Source organism: Lentzea sp. NBC_00516 (genome assembly GCF_036346835.1).
Lineage (GTDB): Bacteria > Actinomycetota > Actinomycetes > Mycobacteriales > Pseudonocardiaceae > Lentzea > Lentzea sokolovensis.
Window position 1 is genome coordinate 6,353,643 of record NZ_CP107840.1, and the last position, 18,005, is coordinate 6,371,647.

At 68.9% G+C, this 18,005-nt stretch carries 16 protein-coding genes and 1 tRNA gene; 10 read left to right on the forward strand and 7 right to left on the reverse strand.

The genetic code is table 11. The features are described 5' to 3' along the window. Positions 1-9: 9 nt before the first annotated feature. Positions 10-951 carry an acyl-CoA desaturase gene (locus tag OG205_RS28630; protein WP_330271112.1) on the reverse strand — a complete coding sequence of 314 codons (942 nt, stop codon included), beginning with the start codon at positions 949-951 and terminating at the stop codon, positions 10-12. 173 nt (positions 952-1,124) lie between these two features. Here OG205_RS28630 and OG205_RS28635 point away from each other — a divergent pair, with 173 nt between their 5' ends. The 9 genes from OG205_RS28635 to OG205_RS28675 all read left to right on the forward strand — a co-directional run bounded on the left by OG205_RS28635 (position 1,125) and on the right by OG205_RS28675 (position 9,428). Then, entirely contained in the window at positions 1,125-2,264 is a 1,140-nt protein-coding gene (locus OG205_RS28635; RefSeq protein ID WP_330271113.1) for an alpha/beta hydrolase family protein, read from the forward strand. Positions 2,265-2,352: 88 nt separating this feature from the next. Then, a tRNA-Gln gene (locus tag OG205_RS28640) sits at positions 2,353-2,423 on the forward strand. A gap of 14 nt (positions 2,424-2,437) precedes the next feature. Further along, a complete protein-coding gene (locus OG205_RS28645) occupies positions 2,438-4,135 on the forward strand; it encodes a GGDEF domain-containing protein (protein WP_330271114.1) in 1,698 nt (565 codons plus the stop codon). Between the two features lie 46 nt (positions 4,136-4,181). Then, positions 4,182-5,654 carry a bifunctional UDP-N-acetylglucosamine diphosphorylase/glucosamine-1-phosphate N-acetyltransferase GlmU gene (gene glmU / locus OG205_RS28650; protein WP_330271115.1) on the forward strand — a complete coding sequence of 491 codons (1,473 nt, stop codon included), beginning with the start codon at positions 4,182-4,184 and terminating at the stop codon, positions 5,652-5,654. A 20-nt stretch (positions 5,655-5,674) separates the two neighbouring features. Further along, a complete protein-coding gene (locus tag OG205_RS28655) occupies positions 5,675-6,646 on the forward strand; it encodes a ribose-phosphate diphosphokinase (RefSeq protein WP_330278248.1) in 972 nt (323 codons plus the stop codon). A 715-nt stretch (positions 6,647-7,361) separates the two neighbouring features. Beyond that, positions 7,362-7,961: a 50S ribosomal protein L25/general stress protein Ctc gene (locus OG205_RS28660; protein ID WP_330271116.1), complete on the forward strand. Its 600-nt coding sequence runs from the start codon at positions 7,362-7,364 to the stop codon at positions 7,959-7,961. A 62-nt stretch (positions 7,962-8,023) separates the two neighbouring features. After that, positions 8,024-8,530: a DivIVA domain-containing protein gene (locus OG205_RS28665; RefSeq protein ID WP_330271117.1), complete on the forward strand. Its 507-nt coding sequence runs from the start codon at positions 8,024-8,026 to the stop codon at positions 8,528-8,530. After that, positions 8,520-9,083, forward strand: coding sequence for an aminoacyl-tRNA hydrolase (pth, locus tag OG205_RS28670; protein WP_093606450.1), 564 nt, complete (start codon positions 8,520-8,522; stop codon positions 9,081-9,083). Before OG205_RS28665 ends, pth begins: the two co-directional genes overlap by 11 nt. A gap of 36 nt (positions 9,084-9,119) precedes the next feature. Next, on the forward strand, positions 9,120-9,428 hold the full coding sequence (locus OG205_RS28675) for a hypothetical protein (protein WP_330271118.1): 309 nt from the start codon (positions 9,120-9,122) through the stop codon (positions 9,426-9,428). Here OG205_RS28675 and OG205_RS28680 read toward each other — a convergent pair. Next, positions 9,425-11,038 (reverse strand): fatty acyl-AMP ligase, encoded by a 1,614-nt coding sequence (locus OG205_RS28680; RefSeq protein WP_330271119.1) that lies wholly within the window; start codon positions 11,036-11,038, stop codon positions 9,425-9,427. The two genes, OG205_RS28675 and OG205_RS28680, sit on opposite strands and share 4 nt — an antisense overlap. Positions 11,039-11,138: 100 nt before the next feature. Between OG205_RS28680 and OG205_RS28685 the strand changes: the two genes are divergently transcribed. Then, positions 11,139-12,476: a DivIVA domain-containing protein gene (locus OG205_RS28685; RefSeq protein ID WP_330271120.1), complete on the forward strand. Its 1,338-nt coding sequence runs from the start codon at positions 11,139-11,141 to the stop codon at positions 12,474-12,476. A 13-nt stretch (positions 12,477-12,489) separates the two neighbouring features. Here OG205_RS28685 and OG205_RS28690 read toward each other — a convergent pair whose 3' ends face one another. The 5 genes from OG205_RS28690 to OG205_RS28710 all read right to left on the reverse strand — a co-directional run bounded on the left by OG205_RS28690 (position 12,490) and on the right by OG205_RS28710 (position 17,845). Beyond that, the gene (locus OG205_RS28690) at positions 12,490-14,256 is read right to left on the reverse strand and encodes an ABC-F family ATP-binding cassette domain-containing protein (RefSeq protein WP_330271121.1); all 1,767 of its coding nucleotides are present in this window, start codon (positions 14,254-14,256) and stop codon (positions 12,490-12,492) included. Positions 14,257-14,320: 64 nt separating this feature from the next. Continuing rightward, the gene (locus OG205_RS28695; protein ID WP_330271122.1) at positions 14,321-15,283 is read right to left on the reverse strand and encodes a 4-(cytidine 5'-diphospho)-2-C-methyl-D-erythritol kinase; all 963 of its coding nucleotides are present in this window, start codon (positions 15,281-15,283) and stop codon (positions 14,321-14,323) included. A 57-nt stretch (positions 15,284-15,340) separates the two neighbouring features. Then, positions 15,341-16,138, reverse strand: coding sequence for a MetQ/NlpA family ABC transporter substrate-binding protein (locus OG205_RS28700; protein WP_330271123.1), 798 nt, complete (start codon positions 16,136-16,138; stop codon positions 15,341-15,343). Between the two features lie 28 nt (positions 16,139-16,166). Continuing rightward, positions 16,167-16,850, reverse strand: a complete 684-nt coding sequence (locus OG205_RS28705; protein ID WP_330271124.1) for a methionine ABC transporter permease — start codon at positions 16,848-16,850, stop codon at positions 16,167-16,169. Continuing rightward, on the reverse strand, positions 16,847-17,845 hold the full coding sequence (locus tag OG205_RS28710; protein WP_093606456.1) for a methionine ABC transporter ATP-binding protein: 999 nt from the start codon (positions 17,843-17,845) through the stop codon (positions 16,847-16,849). Before OG205_RS28710 ends, OG205_RS28705 begins: the two co-directional genes overlap by 4 nt. Positions 17,846-18,005: the final 160 nt, after the last annotated feature.

Sequence of the window (18,005 nt, forward strand, 5' to 3'; positions counted from 1 at the left end):
CTACAAAGCTCACTGCTTCGCGGTGATCCTGGCCAGCCGCTGTTCACTCGGCCAGCGCACGTTGGTCGCCCAGCCGAGTTTCTCGAACACCCAGATCAGGCGGGCCGAGATGTCGATCTGGCCGCGCTTCACGCCGTGCCGCGCGGAGGTCGGGTCGGCGTGGTGCAGGTTGTGCCACGACTCGCCGAAGCTCAGGATCGCCAGCGCCCAGACGTTGGCGGAGCGGTCGCGGGCGGCGAACGGGCGGTCGCCGACCATGTGGCAGATCGAGTTCACCGACCACGTGAGGTGGTGCAGGAACGCGACGCGGACCAGGCCCGCCCAGAAGAACGCGGTCAGGCCTCCCCAGAAGGACCACGTGAGCAGGCCACCCAGCACACCCGGCGCGGCCAGCGAGATCGTCGTCCACAGCACGAAGTGCCTGTCGACCCACACGATGTCCTTGTCGGCCAGCAGGTCCGGGGCGAAGCGCTGGTGGTTGGTCTTGTCGCGGTTGAACAACCAGCCCATGTGCGCGTGCCAGAAACCCTTGGCCAGTGCCGCAGGGCCGCTGCCGAACAGCCACGGCGAGTGCGGGTCGCCCTCGCGGTCGGAGAAGGCGTGGTGGCGGCGGTGGTCGGCGACCCAGTCGATCACCGGGCCCTGCAACGCCATCGAGCCGGCGATGGCGAGCGCGATCTTCAGCGGGCGCTTGGCCTTGAACGAGCCGTGCGTGAAGTACCGGTGGTAGCCGATCGTCACGCCGAGGCCGGAGAGGTAGTAGAAGGCGACGAAGAGGATCACGTCGACCCAGCCGAGGCCCCAGCCCCACGCGAAGGGGACGGCGGCCAGGAGGGCGATGAGGGGAACGACGACGAACACGTACACGCCGGATTGCTCGGCGTTGCTTCGTCGTTTTCCGAACAGCGGCTTGGGGCCCTGATCCGTGGACTGGTTGATCGTCGTCGTCATGCGCGAACCTCTGGGGGTGAGGGGGCGAACGGACCTACGCGACCGTAACTTACGGAAGCGTAAGTTAGGGCCGCCTGCTTTCGCCATACCCCGCGTGGAAACTCACGGACAGTTCTCAGGATCAGCGCGCTGTGTCGCCTGGAATCGAGACCTCGACCCGGCATCATCGGAAGATGGCCAGACGCAAGATCATCCGGATCACCGTGACCTCGTTGCTCGTCGTGCTCGTGCTGGTCACAGCGGCTCTGGGCGTCGTCGGCTGGTACTACAGCGGTGAGCTGCTCGAACCGGAGGAAGTGCCGCGGCGCTACCCGGAGACCGCACTCGGCGTGGACGACAAGAACGTCGTTCTGGCCGAATCGAAGCTCACGACGCTGCGCGGCACGTTCGGCATCGTCTGGCCCGGCGGCACCGCGAAGGTCGGCGACGTCGCCTCGACCAAGGACGGCCGCGTGGAACGTCCTCTGCTCGAAGGCACCGCACCGCCGGAGGGCACGAAGGTGCGCATCGAGACCGACGTCTACGAGGGCACCCCCAAGACGTCGCTCGGCCTGGTCTACAGCGACGTCGCGATCCCCGGCGAGCTCGGCGACATGCCCGCGTGGTTCGTCCCGGGATCGAACCAGGACACGTGGGTCATCACCGTGCACGGGCGGGGCGCGTCGCGCGAAGAAGCGCTGCGCGTGGTGCCGCAGTTGCACAGCGCGGGGTTGCCCGTCCTGCTGATCACCTACCGCAACGACGCCGGCGTGCCGAAGTCGCCGGACGGGCTCTACCACCTCGGCGACACCGAGTGGCACGACGTCGAGGCGGCCATCAGGTACGCGCAGGGCAAGGGCGCGAAGAAGATCGTGCTCTACGGCTGGTCGATGGGCGGCGCGATCGTCGGCCAGACCCTCGCCCGGTCCGGACTCGCTGCGGCCGTGACGGGCGTGGTGCTCGACTCCCCCGTCACGAACTGGACGCAGACGCTGAACCTGCAGGCCGCGAACCGGGGCGTGCCGACGTGGCTCACGCCGGTGGCCGAGCTGGTGTCCGGCTGGCGCGCGGACATCGACTTCGACCGGTTCGACCTGGTCCGCAACCCTCCCGCGCTCAAGCCCCCGACGCTGCTCATCCACGGCTCGGCGGACGGCACCGTGCCCGCCCAGTCCTCGCGCGACCTCGCGACGGCGGCGAGCGGCCTGGGGTGGCCGCTGCAGTACGTCGAGATCCCGGGCGCCGACCACACGTCGGGGTGGAATGTGGCGACGGACACGTACCGGGGCGCGCTCGGCGACTTTCTGACCAGGTCAGTCGGCGCCAAGCCGTGATCTTGAACTGAGCCGAGCGAGTGGTGGTTGGACAAGAAGAGGACCACTCGTGACAACATGTGCCCTGAGCGGACGCGAGTTCGTTCATTCCGCCATGGTGTAAAGGCAGCACCTCTGATTTTGGTTCAGATGGTCCAGGTTCGAATCCTGGTGGCGGAGCAGGGCACGAGTCAGTGTGGTCTTTGGGAGGTGCGAAGCTGCCCGAGGAAACGGTCGACGAGCAGGGCAACGTGGGCCACCGCCATCACGAGATGTCCGACGCGTGGCTGGTTGGTCGCGCGTCCGAACTCGTCGCCGTGGCCCAGAGCAGCCACCTCGCCGCGCAGCTGGACGCTGCCACGGAGATCGACCGCATCCTCGCCGAGGCGCAGGGTCGCGGAGAGCCCCGCATCGTCGCGCAGCTGCTCAGAGCCGCGGCCGTGGTCAGGCTGGTCACGCCGGGTCTCGTCGACATGTCCGATCCGCAGCTCGACGAGATGCTCGCCCATTGCCGCCGTCACGGCCTGATCGTGCTGGAGGCGGACGCGCGTGCGTTGCGCGGACGCCGGTTCCTGCTGGGCAACGCCGAGGACAAGGCGCTGACCGAGATCGCGTCGGCGCTCGCGATGATGCTCGACGAGGAACCCGAGGTCGACCCGGTCTTCGACAAGCGGATCTGGGACCAGCTGCTCGCCACGACGCTGCAGGACATCGCCCTCGTGCTGACCCAGCTCGGCGTCTACGAGATGGCGGACGACGTGCTGGCGGGCGCGAACAACGCGTTGCGCGAGAGCGGCCAGCCCCACCAGATCTACGTGCACCTGGTCAACCGCGCCCGGCTGCGGATCGGCTGGGGGCTGCGGCTCGAACGGGTGAACCTGCACGACGCCGCGCACGAGCAGTTCAAGGTCGCCTCCGGGCTCGCCGAGGCCGCCGAGGTGCCGTTCCGGCAGTCGCTGCATCCCGGCAGGCGCGACCTCGACGCCGCCGAGCAGGTGCCGATCCTCGGCGCCGCGCACGCGCTGACGAACCCCAAGGAAGGCCACCTCGACCGGCTGTGGTCGTTGCGCGGCCTGTCGATGTACGCGCGGGAACTGATCATCGTCGCGATCGCGCTGGCCCGGTGCCTCGTCGAGGCGAACCGGCTGGACGACGCCCTCAAGGTGCTCGATGACACCCGCACGCAGATGGAGCACGACACGTCGGAACCGTCGCTGGTGCTCTCGCTGGAGCGCGAGTACGCGCACCTGTCCGGACCGCACACGACGTCGGCGTTGCAGGCCTACAACGCGGCTCTGGAACTGGAGCTGTGGCAGATGCGGGAGTCCCGCGTGGCCACGTTGCAGACGCGCCGTGAGCACGAACGACTGACGCGCGCGCACGGCCAGATAGCGCAGCAGGCGTTGCAGGACCCGCTGACCGGACTGCCGAACCGCCGCGCGCTCGACGACAAGATGGGCGAGCTCATCGCCGGTCAGGTCGATCCGTTCTCGATCGCGCTGGTCGACCTCGACGGGTTCAAGGGCGTGAACGACCGGTATTCACATGCCGAGGGTGATGATGTTCTTCGGGTGATTGCCAGCACACTCCGGCAGGCCCTGCGGGGTGACGACATGGTGGCCCGCTACGGCGGCGACGAGTTCGTCGTGCTGCTGCCGGGGGCGCCTCTGCACGCCGCGGAAGCGGCACTCGGTCGCGCCGTGGATGCGGTGGCAGGCTTGCCAATCGACCTCTCGCGGGGCGTGACGCTGTCGGTCGGCGTCATCTCGCTGCGCCCCCGCGAATCCGCCAACCAGGCCCTGTCAAGGGCGGACTCGGCGATGTACGTGGCGAAGCGTCAAGGTGGCTGCCAGGTTGCGGCCGTGGCCGGGGAGCCGTCCGCGGAGGCTTAGGCTGGTCGCGGACTTCGAAACACCCAGCCTGTTAGGGAGAGCATTGATGCTCGAGGGCCCTGTCAGCACGGTCGTGCTCGCCGCCGGGGAAGGCACCCGCATGCGGTCGTCCACGCCCAAGGTGCTGCATCGGATCGCCGGACGCTCACTCGTGGAACACGCGGTGCGCGCGGCGGCCGGCACAGATCCCGACCACCTGGCCGTCGTCGTCGGCCACGGCCGTGAAGCCGTCACCGAGCATCTGGACACCCTCGCCGGTGCGCTGGGGCGCAAGGTCACCGTCGCGGTGCAGTCCGAGCAGAAGGGCACCGGGCACGCCGTCTCGTGCGGCCTGGCCGAGCTGCCCGACGACCTGGGCGGCACGGTGATCGTCAGCTACGGCGACGTGCCGCTGCTCGACACCCAGACGTTCACCGCGCTGCTGGCCGAGCACTCGGCGGCGGGCAACGCGGTCACCGTGCTCACGGCCGTGCTGGAGAACCCCACCGGGTACGGCCGGATCGTGCGCGACGCCGACGGCACCGTGCAGCGGATCGTGGAGCAGAAGGACGCCTCCGACGTCGAGCAGCTGATCACCGAGATCAACTCCGGCGTCTACGCGTTCGACGCGGCGGTGCTGCGCGACGGCCTCTCGCGGTTGTCCACCGACAACGCGCAGGGCGAGCTCTACCTGACCGACGTCCTGGGCATCGCCCGCGGCGACGGCCTCCGCGTCGGCGCGCTGATCGCGTCCGACCCGTGGCTGGTCGAGGGCATCAACGACCGCGTGCAGCTCTCGGCCGTCGGCGCCGAGATGAACCGCCGCATCGTCGAGGGCCTCATGCGCTCCGGCGTGACCGTCGTCGACCCCGCCTCGGTGTGGGTGGACGCGGACGTGCAGGTCGGCCAGGACGCCCTGATCGAGCCGAACGTGCAGCTCCGCGCGGGCACGGTGATCGGTTCGCGTGCTGTGGTCGGCCCCGACACGACGCTGTCCGGCGTGACCGTCGGTGCCGGCGCCTCGGTGATCCGAACCCACGGCAGCGACTCGGTGATCGGCGACAACGCGTCCGTCGGCCCGTTCGCCTACCTGCGCCCCGGCACGTCGCTGGGCGTGAAGGGCAAGATCGGCACGTTCGTCGAGACGAAGAACTCGCAGATCGGCGACGGTTCGAAGGTCCCCCACCTCTCGTACATCGGCGACGCCACGATCGGCGATCACAGCAACATCGGCGCGGCTTCGGTGACCGTCAACTACGACGGCGTGAACAAGCACCGCACGATCGTCGGATCCCACTGCCGCACCGGTTCGGACAACATGTTCGTAGCGCCGGTGACCGTGGGCGACGGCGCGTACACCGGCGCGGGCACCGTCCTGCGCCGCAACGTCCCGCCGGGCGCGCTCGCCGTGTCCGGAGGCCCGCAGCGCAACCTCGAAGGCTGGGTCCTCAGCCGTCGTGAGGGCACGGCCGCCGCTCAGGCAGCAGCCGAGGCCCTGGCGAAGCAGAATGCCGACGAGAACACAGAGGAGGGTCGCTGACCGTGAACCCGAACCCGCAGATGCCCGGCACACCGAAGAAGAACCTGATGCTCTTCGGCGGGCGTGCCTACCCGGAGTTGACGGAAGAGGTCTCGAAGCACCTCAACGTCACGGTGACTCCTCAGTCGGCCTACGACTTCGCGAACGGCGAGATCTTCGTCCGCTTCGAGGAGTCCGTACGCGGCTGTGACGCCTTCGTCATCCAGTCGCACACCGCGCCCATCAACCAGTGGCTGATGGAACACCTGATCATGGTCGACGCCCTGAAGCGGGCCTCCGCCAAGCGCATCACCGTGATCATGCCGTTCTACCCGTACAGCCGTCAGGACAAGAAGCACCGAGGCCGCGAGCCCATCTCCGCCCGCCTGGTAGCCGACCTGTTCAAGACGGCAGGCGCCGACCGCCTGGTCTCAGTAGACCTGCACACCGCCCAGATCCAGGGCTTCTTCGACGGCCCGGTGGACCACCTGTGGGCCATGCCCCTGCTGGCGGACCACATCCGCGGCAAGTACGCGGGCCACGAGATCACCGTCGTCTCCCCCGACTCGGGCCGCACCAAGCTGGCCGAGAAGTGGGCGGACACCCTGGGCGGCACCCCGATCGCGTTCATCCACAAGACCCGCGACCCCCTCCGCCCGAACGAGGTCGTCTCGAACCGCGTCGTCGGCAAGGTCGAGGGCCGCCTCTGCATCGTGATCGACGACATGGTCGACACCGGCGGCACCATCGCAGGCGCCGTGAAGCAACTCCTCAACGAGGGCGCCTCCGACGTGGTCATCGCCGCCACGCACGGCATCCTCTCGGGCCCCGCAACCCAACGCCTGCAGGACTCGGGCGCCCGCGAGGTCGTCTTCACCGACACGCTGCCGATCCCAGCGGAGAAGCGCTTCCCGAACATGACCGTGCTCTCGATCGCACCGCTACTCGCGCGCGTGATCCAGGAAGTGTTCGAGGACGGCTCAGTGACGTCGCTGTTCGACGGCAACGCCTGACCAAAGCTCCAAAGAGGGGCCTCCCGCATCCACGGACGGACGCGGGAGGCCCCTCTGCTTTCCGCGAAGCCGAAGGCGAGCCGTTCTTAGCGCGCGGTCAGGGCGGTGGGGTCCCGTCACGAGTCGCACCACAGCTCTTGCTGCATGTGAGAGGGAGGGTCAAGTCGACACGCTTTTCGTCGACTTGACCCTCCCTCTCACATGTGGCCCGCTCTTGGTTCGGCTCGTGACGGGACCCCACCGCCAACGCAACCCTTAAAGCAACAGGCAGCCGCCCAACGCAACAGGCGTGCCATCAACCCACGCGTGGCGCCACCCCCCGATCAGATTGCCGGGGGTCTGGGGGCAGAGCCCCCAGGGGAAGCACCCAACGCAACCTGGCCGCCCGCAAGGTGACCACCCGCCCGGTCGCGGTTGGCAAGGCAACCACCCGCCCAGTCGCAATCAGCAAGGCAACCACCCGCCCCTGAATCACCAGCCCACCCGCAACCCGACCCCCGATTAGGACCCACCCCCAACCTCACCTACACTGGTCGGGTTGCCTCGGCGAGGGCGAGCTATCCAAGCTCAACGTGATCGACGCGGTGGCTCGATGCCGCGCGTGTTGAAGTCATCCGTGTGCTGCTCGCCACCGCAAGCAACCCCCATCGCTGAACCGCTGATACTTGTGCACCGCCCCGACGTACAAGGCCAGACTTGTAAGGAGTACCCCACCGTGTCCGAGGTCCGTCTCGCCGCTGAGCAGCGCACTGAATTCGGCAAGGGCGCCGCCCGCCGTACCCGTCGCGCCGGCAAGATCCCCGCGGTGCTCTACGGCCACGGTTCCGACCCGCAGCACCTGGCCCTGCCGGCGCTCGAGTTCGCCCGTGTTGTCCGTGAGCACGGCCAGAACGCCGTCCTCACTCTCGCCCTCGAAGGCGCGAGCGAGCTGGCGCTCACCAAGACCGTCACCACGCACCCCATCAAGAACTACATCGAGCACGTCGACCTGCTGCTCGTGAAGCGCGGCGAGAAGGTCACCGTCGAGGTGCCGCTGGTCATCTCCGGCGAGCCCGCGTCGGGCACGCTGCTGACGCAGGACCTCAGCACGATCCAGATCGAGTCCGACGCGATGAACATCCCGGACCAGATCGAGCTGTCGATCGCCGGTGTCGCCGCGGGCACGCAGATCCACGCCAGCGACCTGACCCTGCCCGAGGGCGCGGTCCTGATCACCGACGGCGACGCTCTCGTCGTCGCGATCAACGAGGCGCCCTCCGCGGCGCAGCTCGAGGGTGACGAGGCCGCTCCGGCCGAGGCCACCGAGGAAAGCTGAGCCCCATCACGTCGGGCCGAAACGACGGCGCGTCACCTCCTCACAAGGGGGGCGGCGCGCCGTTGCAGTACCTGCGGCCCGCCGACGTCCGGTCCAAGACCTTCCGCCGCAAGCGGCAGGGGTACGACCCGGATCAGGTCAACGAGTTCCTGCAGATCGTCGCGGACGCACTGGCCGGCCGTCTCCGCCTGAACCCGGACCACGTGCGCACCGTCCAGTTCGCCGCGGTCCCGAACGGCTACGACCCGCTCAGCGTCGACGGCGTCCTGCACATGCTGGAGTTCCAGATCCGCAACGGCATCGTGCCGCCGACGGGCCTGGACACCGGCGAGGACATCCGCGCGCGCAAGCTCACCAAGGCGAGCACCGGATACGATCGCGCCGAAGTCGACGCCTTCATCATCCGGGCCGCGGCCAACCTGGACGGCCGGGGCGCCATGACCTCCACCGAGGTCCGCAACACCCGGTTCAGCACCACGTCCGGCCTGCTGGGCAAGGGGTACCAGGTGCAGGCCGTGGACACGTTGCTGGACGATCTCGAGCAGGAGTTGCGGTTCCGTGGACGCTGACCTCGCCCTCATCGTCGGGCTGGGCAACCCAGGCCCCAAGTACGAAGGCAACCGTCACAACATCGGTTTCCTGGTCCTCGACGAACTGGCCGCCCGCGTCGGCGGCAAGTTCAAGGCCCACAAGTCCGGCGCCGAGATCGTCGAGGGCCGCCTGTCCGGCCACCGCGTCGTCCTCGCGAAGCCGCGCAGCTTCATGAACCTCTCCGGCGGCCCCGTCGCGAGCGCAGTGAAGTTCTTCAAGCCCACCACCATCGTCGTGATCCACGACGAGCTGGACCTCCCGTTCGCCGCGCTGCGCATGAAGCTCGGCGGCGGCGACAACGGCCACAACGGACTCCGCTCCATCACGAAGTCCCTGGGCGGCCCGGACTACCACCGCCTCCGCTTCGGCGTGGACCGCCCCTCCGGCCGCCAGGACCCCGCCGACTACGTCCTGAAGGACTTCTCGACGGTGGAACGCAAGCAGCTCGCCCTGGAGATCGACCGGGCGGCGGACGCGGCAGAGGCCATGGTCACCAAGGGTCTGGAAGCCGCGCAAAACAGCTTCCACTGACGTGCACAATGGACGGCATGACGAACCGAAAGGTCCATGCCGCGTAGGCGCCAGGACGTGCTGAAGGGCTTCTCCGGCCGGTTCATCGCCGACCTGGACCGCCTCGAACGCACCCGCAACTACCTCTGGCCGGGCAGCACCGCGCTCGCTCTCGAAGCGTGGATCCGGTACGAGGACTCCCCGGCTCGCCGCTTCTGGTTGAACGAGATTCCCGTCGACGACTGCGGGTGCTGCCCTCATCCCGTCGAACAGCGTCAGCTCCTCGGCTTCGTCGCCCGCGCACTCCCCCGCAAGAGCGCGAGGGAGCTGCGCAAGCGACTCGACGAACTCGACGCCCTCTACTAGACGAGAGCAGCCGCCGCGGACCGCCGGAGCTTGCCGGACGGCGTCTTCGGCAACGTCCCCGGCGGCTGCACCACCACGGCGAACGGCCGCAGCCCCACGGCGTCGACGACCCGAGCGGTGACCTGCTTGACCAGATCCTTCTCGGCGGCGGAGTCCCCGGCCAGCTTCGACTCCAGCACGACGGCGAACCGTTCCCGCTTCGTCCCCGCGTCCAGCCGCACGGCGACGGCGTTGCCGGCCCGCACTCCCTCGACCGAGCAGGCGGCACGCTCCACATCGGTCGGGTAGATGTTCCGGCCGCCCATGATGATGACGTCCTTGCGGCGCCCGCAGACGACCACCTGGCCGTCTTCGACCACGTACCCAAGGTCTCCGGTGGACAGCCAGCCTTCGGCGTCCTGCGTGGCGAGTGGACCGTTCACCGTCAGGTAGCCGGGGGTGACGGCCTCGCCGCGGATCTGCAGTTCGCCGACGTCCCGAACTCCGAGCACGTCACCGGAGTCCGAGACGACCCGCAGTTCCAGCCCGGGCAACGGCGGGCCGAGCAACGGGAACGCGCGACCGTCCGAAGCGGGCACTGCCTTCTTGTCCGCTTCCACGGCGTCCGCGTCCACCACGTCCACCGACAGGCCGGTGAACAACGGCGCGAAAGCCACACCCAGAGTGGTCTCCGCCATGCCGTAGGCCGCCAGGATCGACTCCGGGCGCAGCCCGAACCGTTCACCCGCGGACACGAAAGCCTCGACGGCGGAAGGATCGATCGGCTCGGCGCCGTTCAACGCCAGTCGCAGGGTCGACAGGTCGAAGGAATCCGACGAGGACGCCAGGCGGCGCGCCACGATCGCGTAGGCGAAGTTCGGCGCGGCGGTGATGGTGCCGCGGTACCGGGTGATCAGGTCGGCCCACAACGTCGGGCGTGACAGGAAGTCGACGGGTGTGACCTTCACCAATTCCAGTCCGAACAGCATCGGCACGGTCAGGAAGCCGACCATCCCCATGTCGTGGAACAGCGGCAGCCACGAAACCATGACGTCAGAGGCAGGATCGAGCGCCGCCGCGATGCGCATTCCCTCGGCGTTGGCCATCAGATTGCGGTGCGTGATTCGCACCGCCTTCGGATCAGCCGTCGATCCACTCGTCAACTGCAGCAGTGCCGTGGCATCCTCGTCGGTGGGAACAGGAGCAGAGATCGGTTCCGCGTCGAGTTCGGAGAGCAACTTGTAAGGCACTCCGTGCTGGTCCAGAACGGCAGCCAGAGCGTCGAAGGGGCTGCCGAGCAGGACCAGACGCGAATCGATCATGGCGAGCACCCGCAGCGTGTCCTCGGCCCACTCGGCCAGGTCGGTGCGTGGTGTGGGTTGATGCAACATCGTGACGCTGCCACCACACAGCCATGCGGCTTGCACGGCTGGGGCGATCACGGCTGGTTCGGCGGCGAGCACGGCGATCGCGGTGCCCGGCGCCACATCGAGCGCACCGGCCATCCGCCGGGCGCGTTCGTGCACCTCGGCCCAGGTCTGGCGGACCGGCGCGGCGGGTTCACCCGTCGTCATGCCCCTGTCCCCGCTACTGGAGGCCGTCGCCAGCATCACATCCACGAACTGACTCATGTTCGCGATCGTAGTGGCGCCGTTTGGTCCATCAGGGCGAAACGTTATGCCACGCGAAACGCGATACTCCCCAGTACAGGTACGCAGGAGGAGGTCATTGGTGGATCGGGGCGGCCCCGGAGCGCAGCATCGTCTACCCGCGCATCCGGCACCTCTGCTCTCCGCGCAGGACGTGGCCCTGGTCGCGTTCCACCGTCCCCCGCGTGGTCAGCGCGGGTACGACGCGGCTGAGGTGGACGCGTTTCTCGACCGTGTCGAGAGCACCATGAAGAGCAAGGACATCCTCACGCGTGAAGACGTGCTCAACATCAAGTTCAGCACCGCGACCCGTGATCCGGGCTACGACGTGAACGAGGTCAACGTCTTCATGGAACTCGTCGCGGACACGTTGCGGTCCACTCCGCAACGCCAGCAGGCCTCCGCACCGGCCCAGGGCGCGCACGCCACGTCGCAGGCGATGAGACCCGCGGTGCGACTGTCCCCCGACGACGTCGCCGCCGTGCGCTTCCACAAGCCCAGACCGGGGACCCGCGGCTACCACGAGGGCCAGATCGACGCGTTCCTCGACCGCATCGAAGGCACTCTGCGTGGCAGGGACAACCTGACCGGCCAGCAGGTGCAGGACGCCGTGTTCGGCGAGACCGCACCGGGCACGTTCGGCTACGACGAGGAGGACGTCGACACGTTCCTCGACCTCGTGGTGCTGATGTTCGAGACCGCACCGCCGCTCATGGCGGCCCCGCCGACGACGCAGCTCCCGCAGCAACAGCAGCGGCCGCAGCAGCGCCGTCCGCAGCCAGATCCTCGCCCGCGGCCCGAGCCGCGTCCCCAGCCACAGCAGCGCCGCCCGCAGCCGCCGGCCCCGCTGCAGCCCGTTCAGCAGGCCGCGATGCCGCAGTCCATCGACTCGCCGAAGCTCACGGCGGCGGACATCCGCAACATCGCGTTCCACCGTCCTCCCCGTGGCCGCCGCGGCTACCAGGAGTCCCAGGTGGACGCGTTCCTCGACCGCATCGAGGCGACGCTGCTCGGCCAGGACAACCTGACCGGCAAGGACGTCCGCGACGTCCGGTTCTCCCGCCCGCTGATCGGCAGGCGCGGTTACGACGAGACCGAGGTGGACGGGTTCCTCGGCCAGATCGAGCAGCAGCTCTCCGGACCGGTGCGCAGCATGCCGCAGGTCAAGTCGTGGAAGGACCTGCGGCAGCTGCGGATCCCGCAGGCCGCGGCCGGCCAGCGCGGGTACCGCACCGCGCAGGTCGACCGGATGCTGGAGGAGATCGGCGTCGCGCTCGACGGCATGCTCGGCGCGAGCTCGGAAGAGGTCATGAAGGCGCGCTTCAGCTACGCGTTGCTCTCCGGGCAGGGCTACGACACGTCGTTCATCGACGAGCTGCTGCCCCAGCTCGCCGCCGAACTCCGCCGCAAGGGCAAGTAGTCCAGGGCAGGGATCAGCCCTCGACGACCTCGGCCGCCTCCATCCACTGAGCCTCCACGTCGGACTCCTCCGCCAGCACGGCGCGGAGTTCGGCGTCGAGCTTCAGCAACCGGCCGGAATCGGTCGCGGCGTCGGCGAGCGCGGTGTGCAGCTCCGCTTCCTTCTTGTGCAGCACCTCGAGACGGCGTTCCAGCCGGGCCAGCTCCTTGCGGGCGGCGCGCTGATCGGCGGCGTTGGACGGCGCCTTGCCGGCGGCCGGAGCGGCAGCCTCCCTGTCTCGCATCGAGTCGCGGCGCTTGAGGTACTCCTCGATGCCGCCGGGCAGATCGGTCAGCCCGCCGTCACCGAACAGCGCCACGACCTTGTCGCACACGCGCTCGACCAGGTACCGGTCGTGCGAGATCACGACGAGCGTGCCTGCCCACGAGTCGAGCAGGTCTTCCAGCTGCTGCAACGTGTCGATGTCCAGGTCGTTCGTCGGTTCGTCGAGCAGCAGCACGTTCGGCTCCGCCATCAGCAACCGGCACAGCTGCAGCCGCCGCCGCTCGCCACCGGACAGGTCCGAGACCGGCGTCCACTGCTTCTGCGCCGAGAAACCGAACCGCTCGCCCAGCTGCGAGGCCGACATCTCGTACTTGCCGAGCACGACGCGCCGCGCGACCTCCTCGATCGCCTCCAGCACGCGCATCGACCCGTTCAGGTCGAGCAGCTCCTGCGAGAGGTGCGCGATCTTGACCGTCTGGCCCTGGATCCGCTTGCCCGTCTCGGTTTCCCGTTCCCCGGCCAGCAGCTTCAGCAACGTCGTCTTGCCGGAGCCGTTGACGCCGACGAGACCGATCCGCTCGCCGGGGCCGATGCGCCACGTCAGGTCGCGCACCAGGTACCTGTCCGGAATGGACAGTGTCACGTCCTCGAGCTCGATCACCGTGCGCCCCAGGCGCTTCTTGGCGAACGCGAGCAGCTCGACGTTGTCCCGCAACGGCGGCACGTCCGCGATCAGTGCCTCGGCGGCCTCGATCCGGTAGCGCGGCTTCGAGGTCCGCGCGGGCGCGCCGCGGCGCAACCAGGCGAGCTCCTTGCGCGCCAGGTTCTGCCGCTTCTCCTCCAGCACGCCCGCGAGCCGGGTCCGCTCGGCGCGGGCGTAGATCCAGTCGGCGTAGCCGCCCTCGTACTGCTCGACCTTGCCCAGCACCACTTCCCACGTGCGGTTGCAGACGATGTCGAGGAACCACCGGTCGTGGGTGACGACGACGAGCGCGCACTTGCGGGCCAGCAGGTGCTCCGCGAGCCACCGCACGCCCTCGACGTCGAGGTGGTTCGTCGGCTCGTCGAGCACGAGGAGCTCTAGGTCCTGGATCAGCGCGGCCGCGAGCACGACCCGGCGCCGCTCGCCACCGGACATCGTGGAGACCACGGAGTCCAGGCCCAGCGCCGTGATCCCGAGTCCGTCCAAAATGGACCGAACGCGGGCGTCGGCCGCCCATTCGTGCTCGGCGTCGAACCCGAGCGGGTCGATCACCGCGTTGCGCACCGTCGAGCCGTGCGGCAGTTCGGTCCGCTGCGTCACGACGGCCATCCGCAGATCACGCGACCGCGACACCCGGCCGTCGTCGGCGGGCTCCACTCCGGCCAGCACCTCGAGCAGCGTCGTCTTGCCACCGCCGTTCAGGCCGACGACACCGATGCGGTCGCCCTCGTTGACGCCGAGCGACACGCCGTCGAGCAGCGGCCGGACGCCGAACGACTTCGACACGGACTCCAGGTTGACCAGGTTGGCCATCAAAACCTCACGACTAGTAAGAAACTGCCCGGTGCAGGCTACCCAGCAGGACCGAAGCCCTCGGCTACGCGTGCACCTCGGGGGGTGTGGGCTTGGGCTCTTCAGTCGCGATCACACGCGCTCCGGGCACCGGCCCGTGCGCCACCCGCACCGTCCGGCAGACACCGGCACCGGCGAGTTCAGCGGCCACCCGGACCGCCGTGTCGCCGTCCTCGCACAGGAACGCCGTCGTGGGGCCGGATCCGGACACGATGCCGGCCAGCGCGCCCGCGTCGACGCCCGCGCGCAGAGTGCGGCGCAGGTTCGGGCGCAACGAGACGGCCGCGGCCTGGAGGTCGTTGCCCAGCAGCAGAGCGAGCTGACGGGGGTCGCCGGAGGACAGGCCCTCCAGCACTGCTTCGACCGCGCCGACGCGCGGCGGGTCTCCCTCGGTGCGCAGGCGGTCCAGCTCGTCGAACACGTCCGGAGTGGACAGTCCGCGGCGGTCGAACGCCAGCACCCAGTGGAACTGGTGGCGGCCCAGCACGGGCACGATCCGCTCGCCGCGGCCGGTGCCCAGAGCAGTGGAGCCGTACAGAGCGAAAGGAACGTCCGCGCCGAGCTTCCCTGCCAGTTCGGCCAGGTCGTCGCGGCTGATGTCCAGGCGCCACAACGACGACAGGCCGACCAGCGCCGCCGCCGCGTCCGCGCTGCCGCCCGCCATGCCGCCCGCGACCGGGATGGCCTTGCGGATGACGACGCGGACCTTGGGGTCGTCCGGGTCCTTGCCGACGTGGGTGGCCAGCAGCTGGACCGCGCGCCAGGCGAGGTTCGAGGCTCCGGTGGGCACCTGGTCGGCGCCCTCGCCGTACACCTCGACTCCTGGCTCGTCGGCGACCGCGACCGTGACCTCGTCGACCAGCGACAGCGCCTGGAAGATCGTCACCAGGTCGTGGTAGCCGTCCGGGCGCACGTCTCCTACGGCCAGGTGCAGGTTGACCTTGGCCGGGACGCGAACTGTGACCGGGGGTGGAACGACTGCGAGCACCATGTCAGCGTACGGGCGTTCTGGTGTCCCGGACTCCTCCCCCGGTCACTGTCACCGTCAGACCGGGATGACCGAACCGTTGAAGGTCTGCTTGATGTAGTCCTTGACCTGCTGCGATCCGAGGAGCTCCGCCAGGTCCTTGACGCGCTTGTCGTCCTTGAGCTCGGTGCGCGTGACCAGGCCGTTCGCGTTCGGGTTGCCCTCGGCCTTCTCCAGCGCGAGCGAGTCGGTGGCGGGCTTGAGGCCGGCGTCGATGGCGTAGTTGCCGTTGATCACGGACGCGTCGGTGTCCTCCAGCGAACGCGGCAGCTGAGCGGCCTCCAGAGGCACGAACTGCAGGTTCTTGGGGTTCTCCGCGAGGTCGCGCACGGTCGGCTGGTCCACGGCCTTGAGCTTGATCAGGCCGTTGGCCTCCAGCAGCTTCAGGCCGCGAGCCTCGTTGGTGGCGTCGTTGGCCACCGCGATCTTGGCGCCGTTCGCGAGCTCGTCGAGCTTCTTGACCTTCTTCGAGTACAGGCCGAGCGGTTCGACGTGGACCGGCTGGACCCACTCGACCTTGGCGCCGCTCTCCTTCGTGAACGTCTCCAGGTACGGGACGGTCTGGAAGTAATTGGCGTCGAGCGACCCGTCGACCAGCGCCGTGTTCGGCTGCACGTAGTCGGTGAACTCGACGACCTCGATCTTGAGACCCTTCGACGCGGCGAGGTTGTCGGCCACGTACTTGAGGATCTGGGCGTGCGGGACCGGCGAGACACCGACCTTCAGCGTGTCGGACGCACTGGCACCCGACGAGCAAGCGGACAGAGCAGTCAAACCGGTCAAAGCGACTGCGATCAGGGCAGCACGAATACGCATGACGTTCCTTTTGAGAAATTGCTACGGGTCAGACGGAGGCGTGCCGGCGCCGGTCGGACGCACGGGCGGCACGGGTGAAACCGAGTTGGATCACGGTGGTGAGCACGGCGAGCCACGCCACGGTGCTCCACAGGATCCGGTCGTTGAAGCGCTGGTAGCCCTCGCGGATCGCCAGGTCGCCGAGGCCGCCGCCACCGATCACGCCGGCCATCGCCGAGTACCCGATCAGGGCGATCACGGTGACGCCGATGGCGTTGATCAGCGCGGGCAGCGACTCGCGGATCAGCACGCTGCGCACGATCCTCAACGTCGAGGCGCCGGTGGTGATCGCGGCCTCGACCACGGTGACGTGCACCTCGGACAGGATGTTCTGCACGAGCCGCCCCACGAATGGGATCGCTCCCACGGCCAGCGGCACGATGACCGCCGTGCTGCCGATGGAGCCGCCGACGATGAGGCGGGTGACCGACGTGAGCGCGACGAGCAGCACGATGAACGGCATCGAGCGGCCCAGGTCGGTGACGAAGCTCAGGATCCTGTGCACCGCGGTGCTCGGCCGCAACCCGCCCTTGGCGGTGAGCTGCAGCCAGACACCTACGGGAACTCCGAAAACGGTGGCGATGACGGTGGAGACGCCGACCATGTACAGCGTCTCGCCGGTGGCTTCGAGAAGAAAGCTCAGAACATCGGACCAGGGTGTTGCAGTCCTCACGCAGCTACTCCCTGGGGACCCTTCAGGGACCTCTGCACCGAGCCGCCGGCCTCGCCGATCCACTCCAGAGCGGAGTCCGAGCGCTCGCCGTTCAGGCCGAGCCGGAAGCGCGCGACCGGGGTCTCGCCCAGACGCGTCAGGCCGCCGCCGACGATGTTCAGCTCGACGCCGAACCGGTGCGCGGCCTCGGGCAGCAACGCGCCGACCGCGGCGAACCCGACGAGCACGACGTCCGCGACGCGGTCGTAGCTGCTCTCGTTGATCGGGTTCAGGTCGACGGCGGGCAGCAGCGCACTGCTCGTGCGGCTCGCGACGTCGTTGACCAGGTCCAGAACCTTGCCGTGCTCGACGACGCGGCCCTGCTCCAGCACAGCGACGTCATCGCAGATCTTGCGGACCACGCCCATGTCGTGCGTGACGACGAGAACGGTCACACCCAGCTCGGCGCGCGCACGGTCGAGCACGGTCAGCACGGAACCGGTGGTCTCCGGGTCCAGAGCGCTGGTCGGCTCGTCGGCGAGCAGCACGGACGGGTTGGCGGCGAGGGCGCGTGCCACGGCGATGCGCTGACGCTGCCCGCCGGACAGCTGGTCGGGGTAGGAGGCGGCCTTGTCGGTCAGTCCGACGAGGTCCAGCAGCTCGCCCACACGGGTGCGGCGCTGCGGTCCGGGGATGCCCGCGGACTCCAGCGGCAGTGCGATGTTGCCGGCTGCCGTGCGCTGACGGAGAAGCGAATCCCCTTGCGGCACAACGCCGATCTGGCGGCGGGCGGCACGCAGGGCCGACCCGTCGAGGCTGGTGATGTCGGTGCCGTCGACGCGGATCGCACCCGAGTCGGGACGCTCCAGCAGCGCGACGCACCGGGCGAGCGTCGACTTGCCGGCGCCACTCGGACCGACGACGCCGAGCACGGTTCCGGCCTCGACGTCGAGGGTCACGCCGTTGAGGGCACTGACGCCCTGGAAGGACTTGGTGAGGTTTTCGACAGTGATCACGTCTGCTCCACGGCTGCGCGCGACGGCACACTGTCCGATTGAGACGGACGTGCGCGGTCGAAGTTTCTGCTCAGGTGTGTGCGCCACTCGATGACTGAGTGCGCGTCAAAGGACTCTGAAAAGGCGCCTTAGACGAGGTGGCGACGACATGCAGAAGACG

Coding starts and splice junctions, on each gene's coding strand:
- OG205_RS28630 (WP_330271112.1), bottom strand. CDS start 951: ATGACGACGACGATCAACCAGTCCACGGATCAGGGCCCCAAGCCGCTG.
- OG205_RS28635 (WP_330271113.1), top strand. CDS start 1,125: ATGGCCAGACGCAAGATCATCCGGATCACCGTGACCTCGTTGCTCGTC.
- glmU (WP_330271115.1), top strand. CDS start 4,182: ATGCTCGAGGGCCCTGTCAGCACGGTCGTGCTCGCCGCCGGGGAAGGC.
- OG205_RS28655 (WP_330278248.1), top strand. CDS start 5,675: ATGCCCGGCACACCGAAGAAGAACCTGATGCTCTTCGGCGGGCGTGCC.
- OG205_RS28675 (WP_330271118.1), top strand. CDS start 9,120: ATGCCGCGTAGGCGCCAGGACGTGCTGAAGGGCTTCTCCGGCCGGTTC.
- OG205_RS28680 (WP_330271119.1), bottom strand. CDS start 11,038: ATGAGTCAGTTCGTGGATGTGATGCTGGCGACGGCCTCCAGTAGCGGG.
- OG205_RS28690 (WP_330271121.1), bottom strand. CDS start 14,256: ATGGCCAACCTGGTCAACCTGGAGTCCGTGTCGAAGTCGTTCGGCGTC.
- OG205_RS28700 (WP_330271123.1), bottom strand. CDS start 16,138: ATGCGTATTCGTGCTGCCCTGATCGCAGTCGCTTTGACCGGTTTGACT.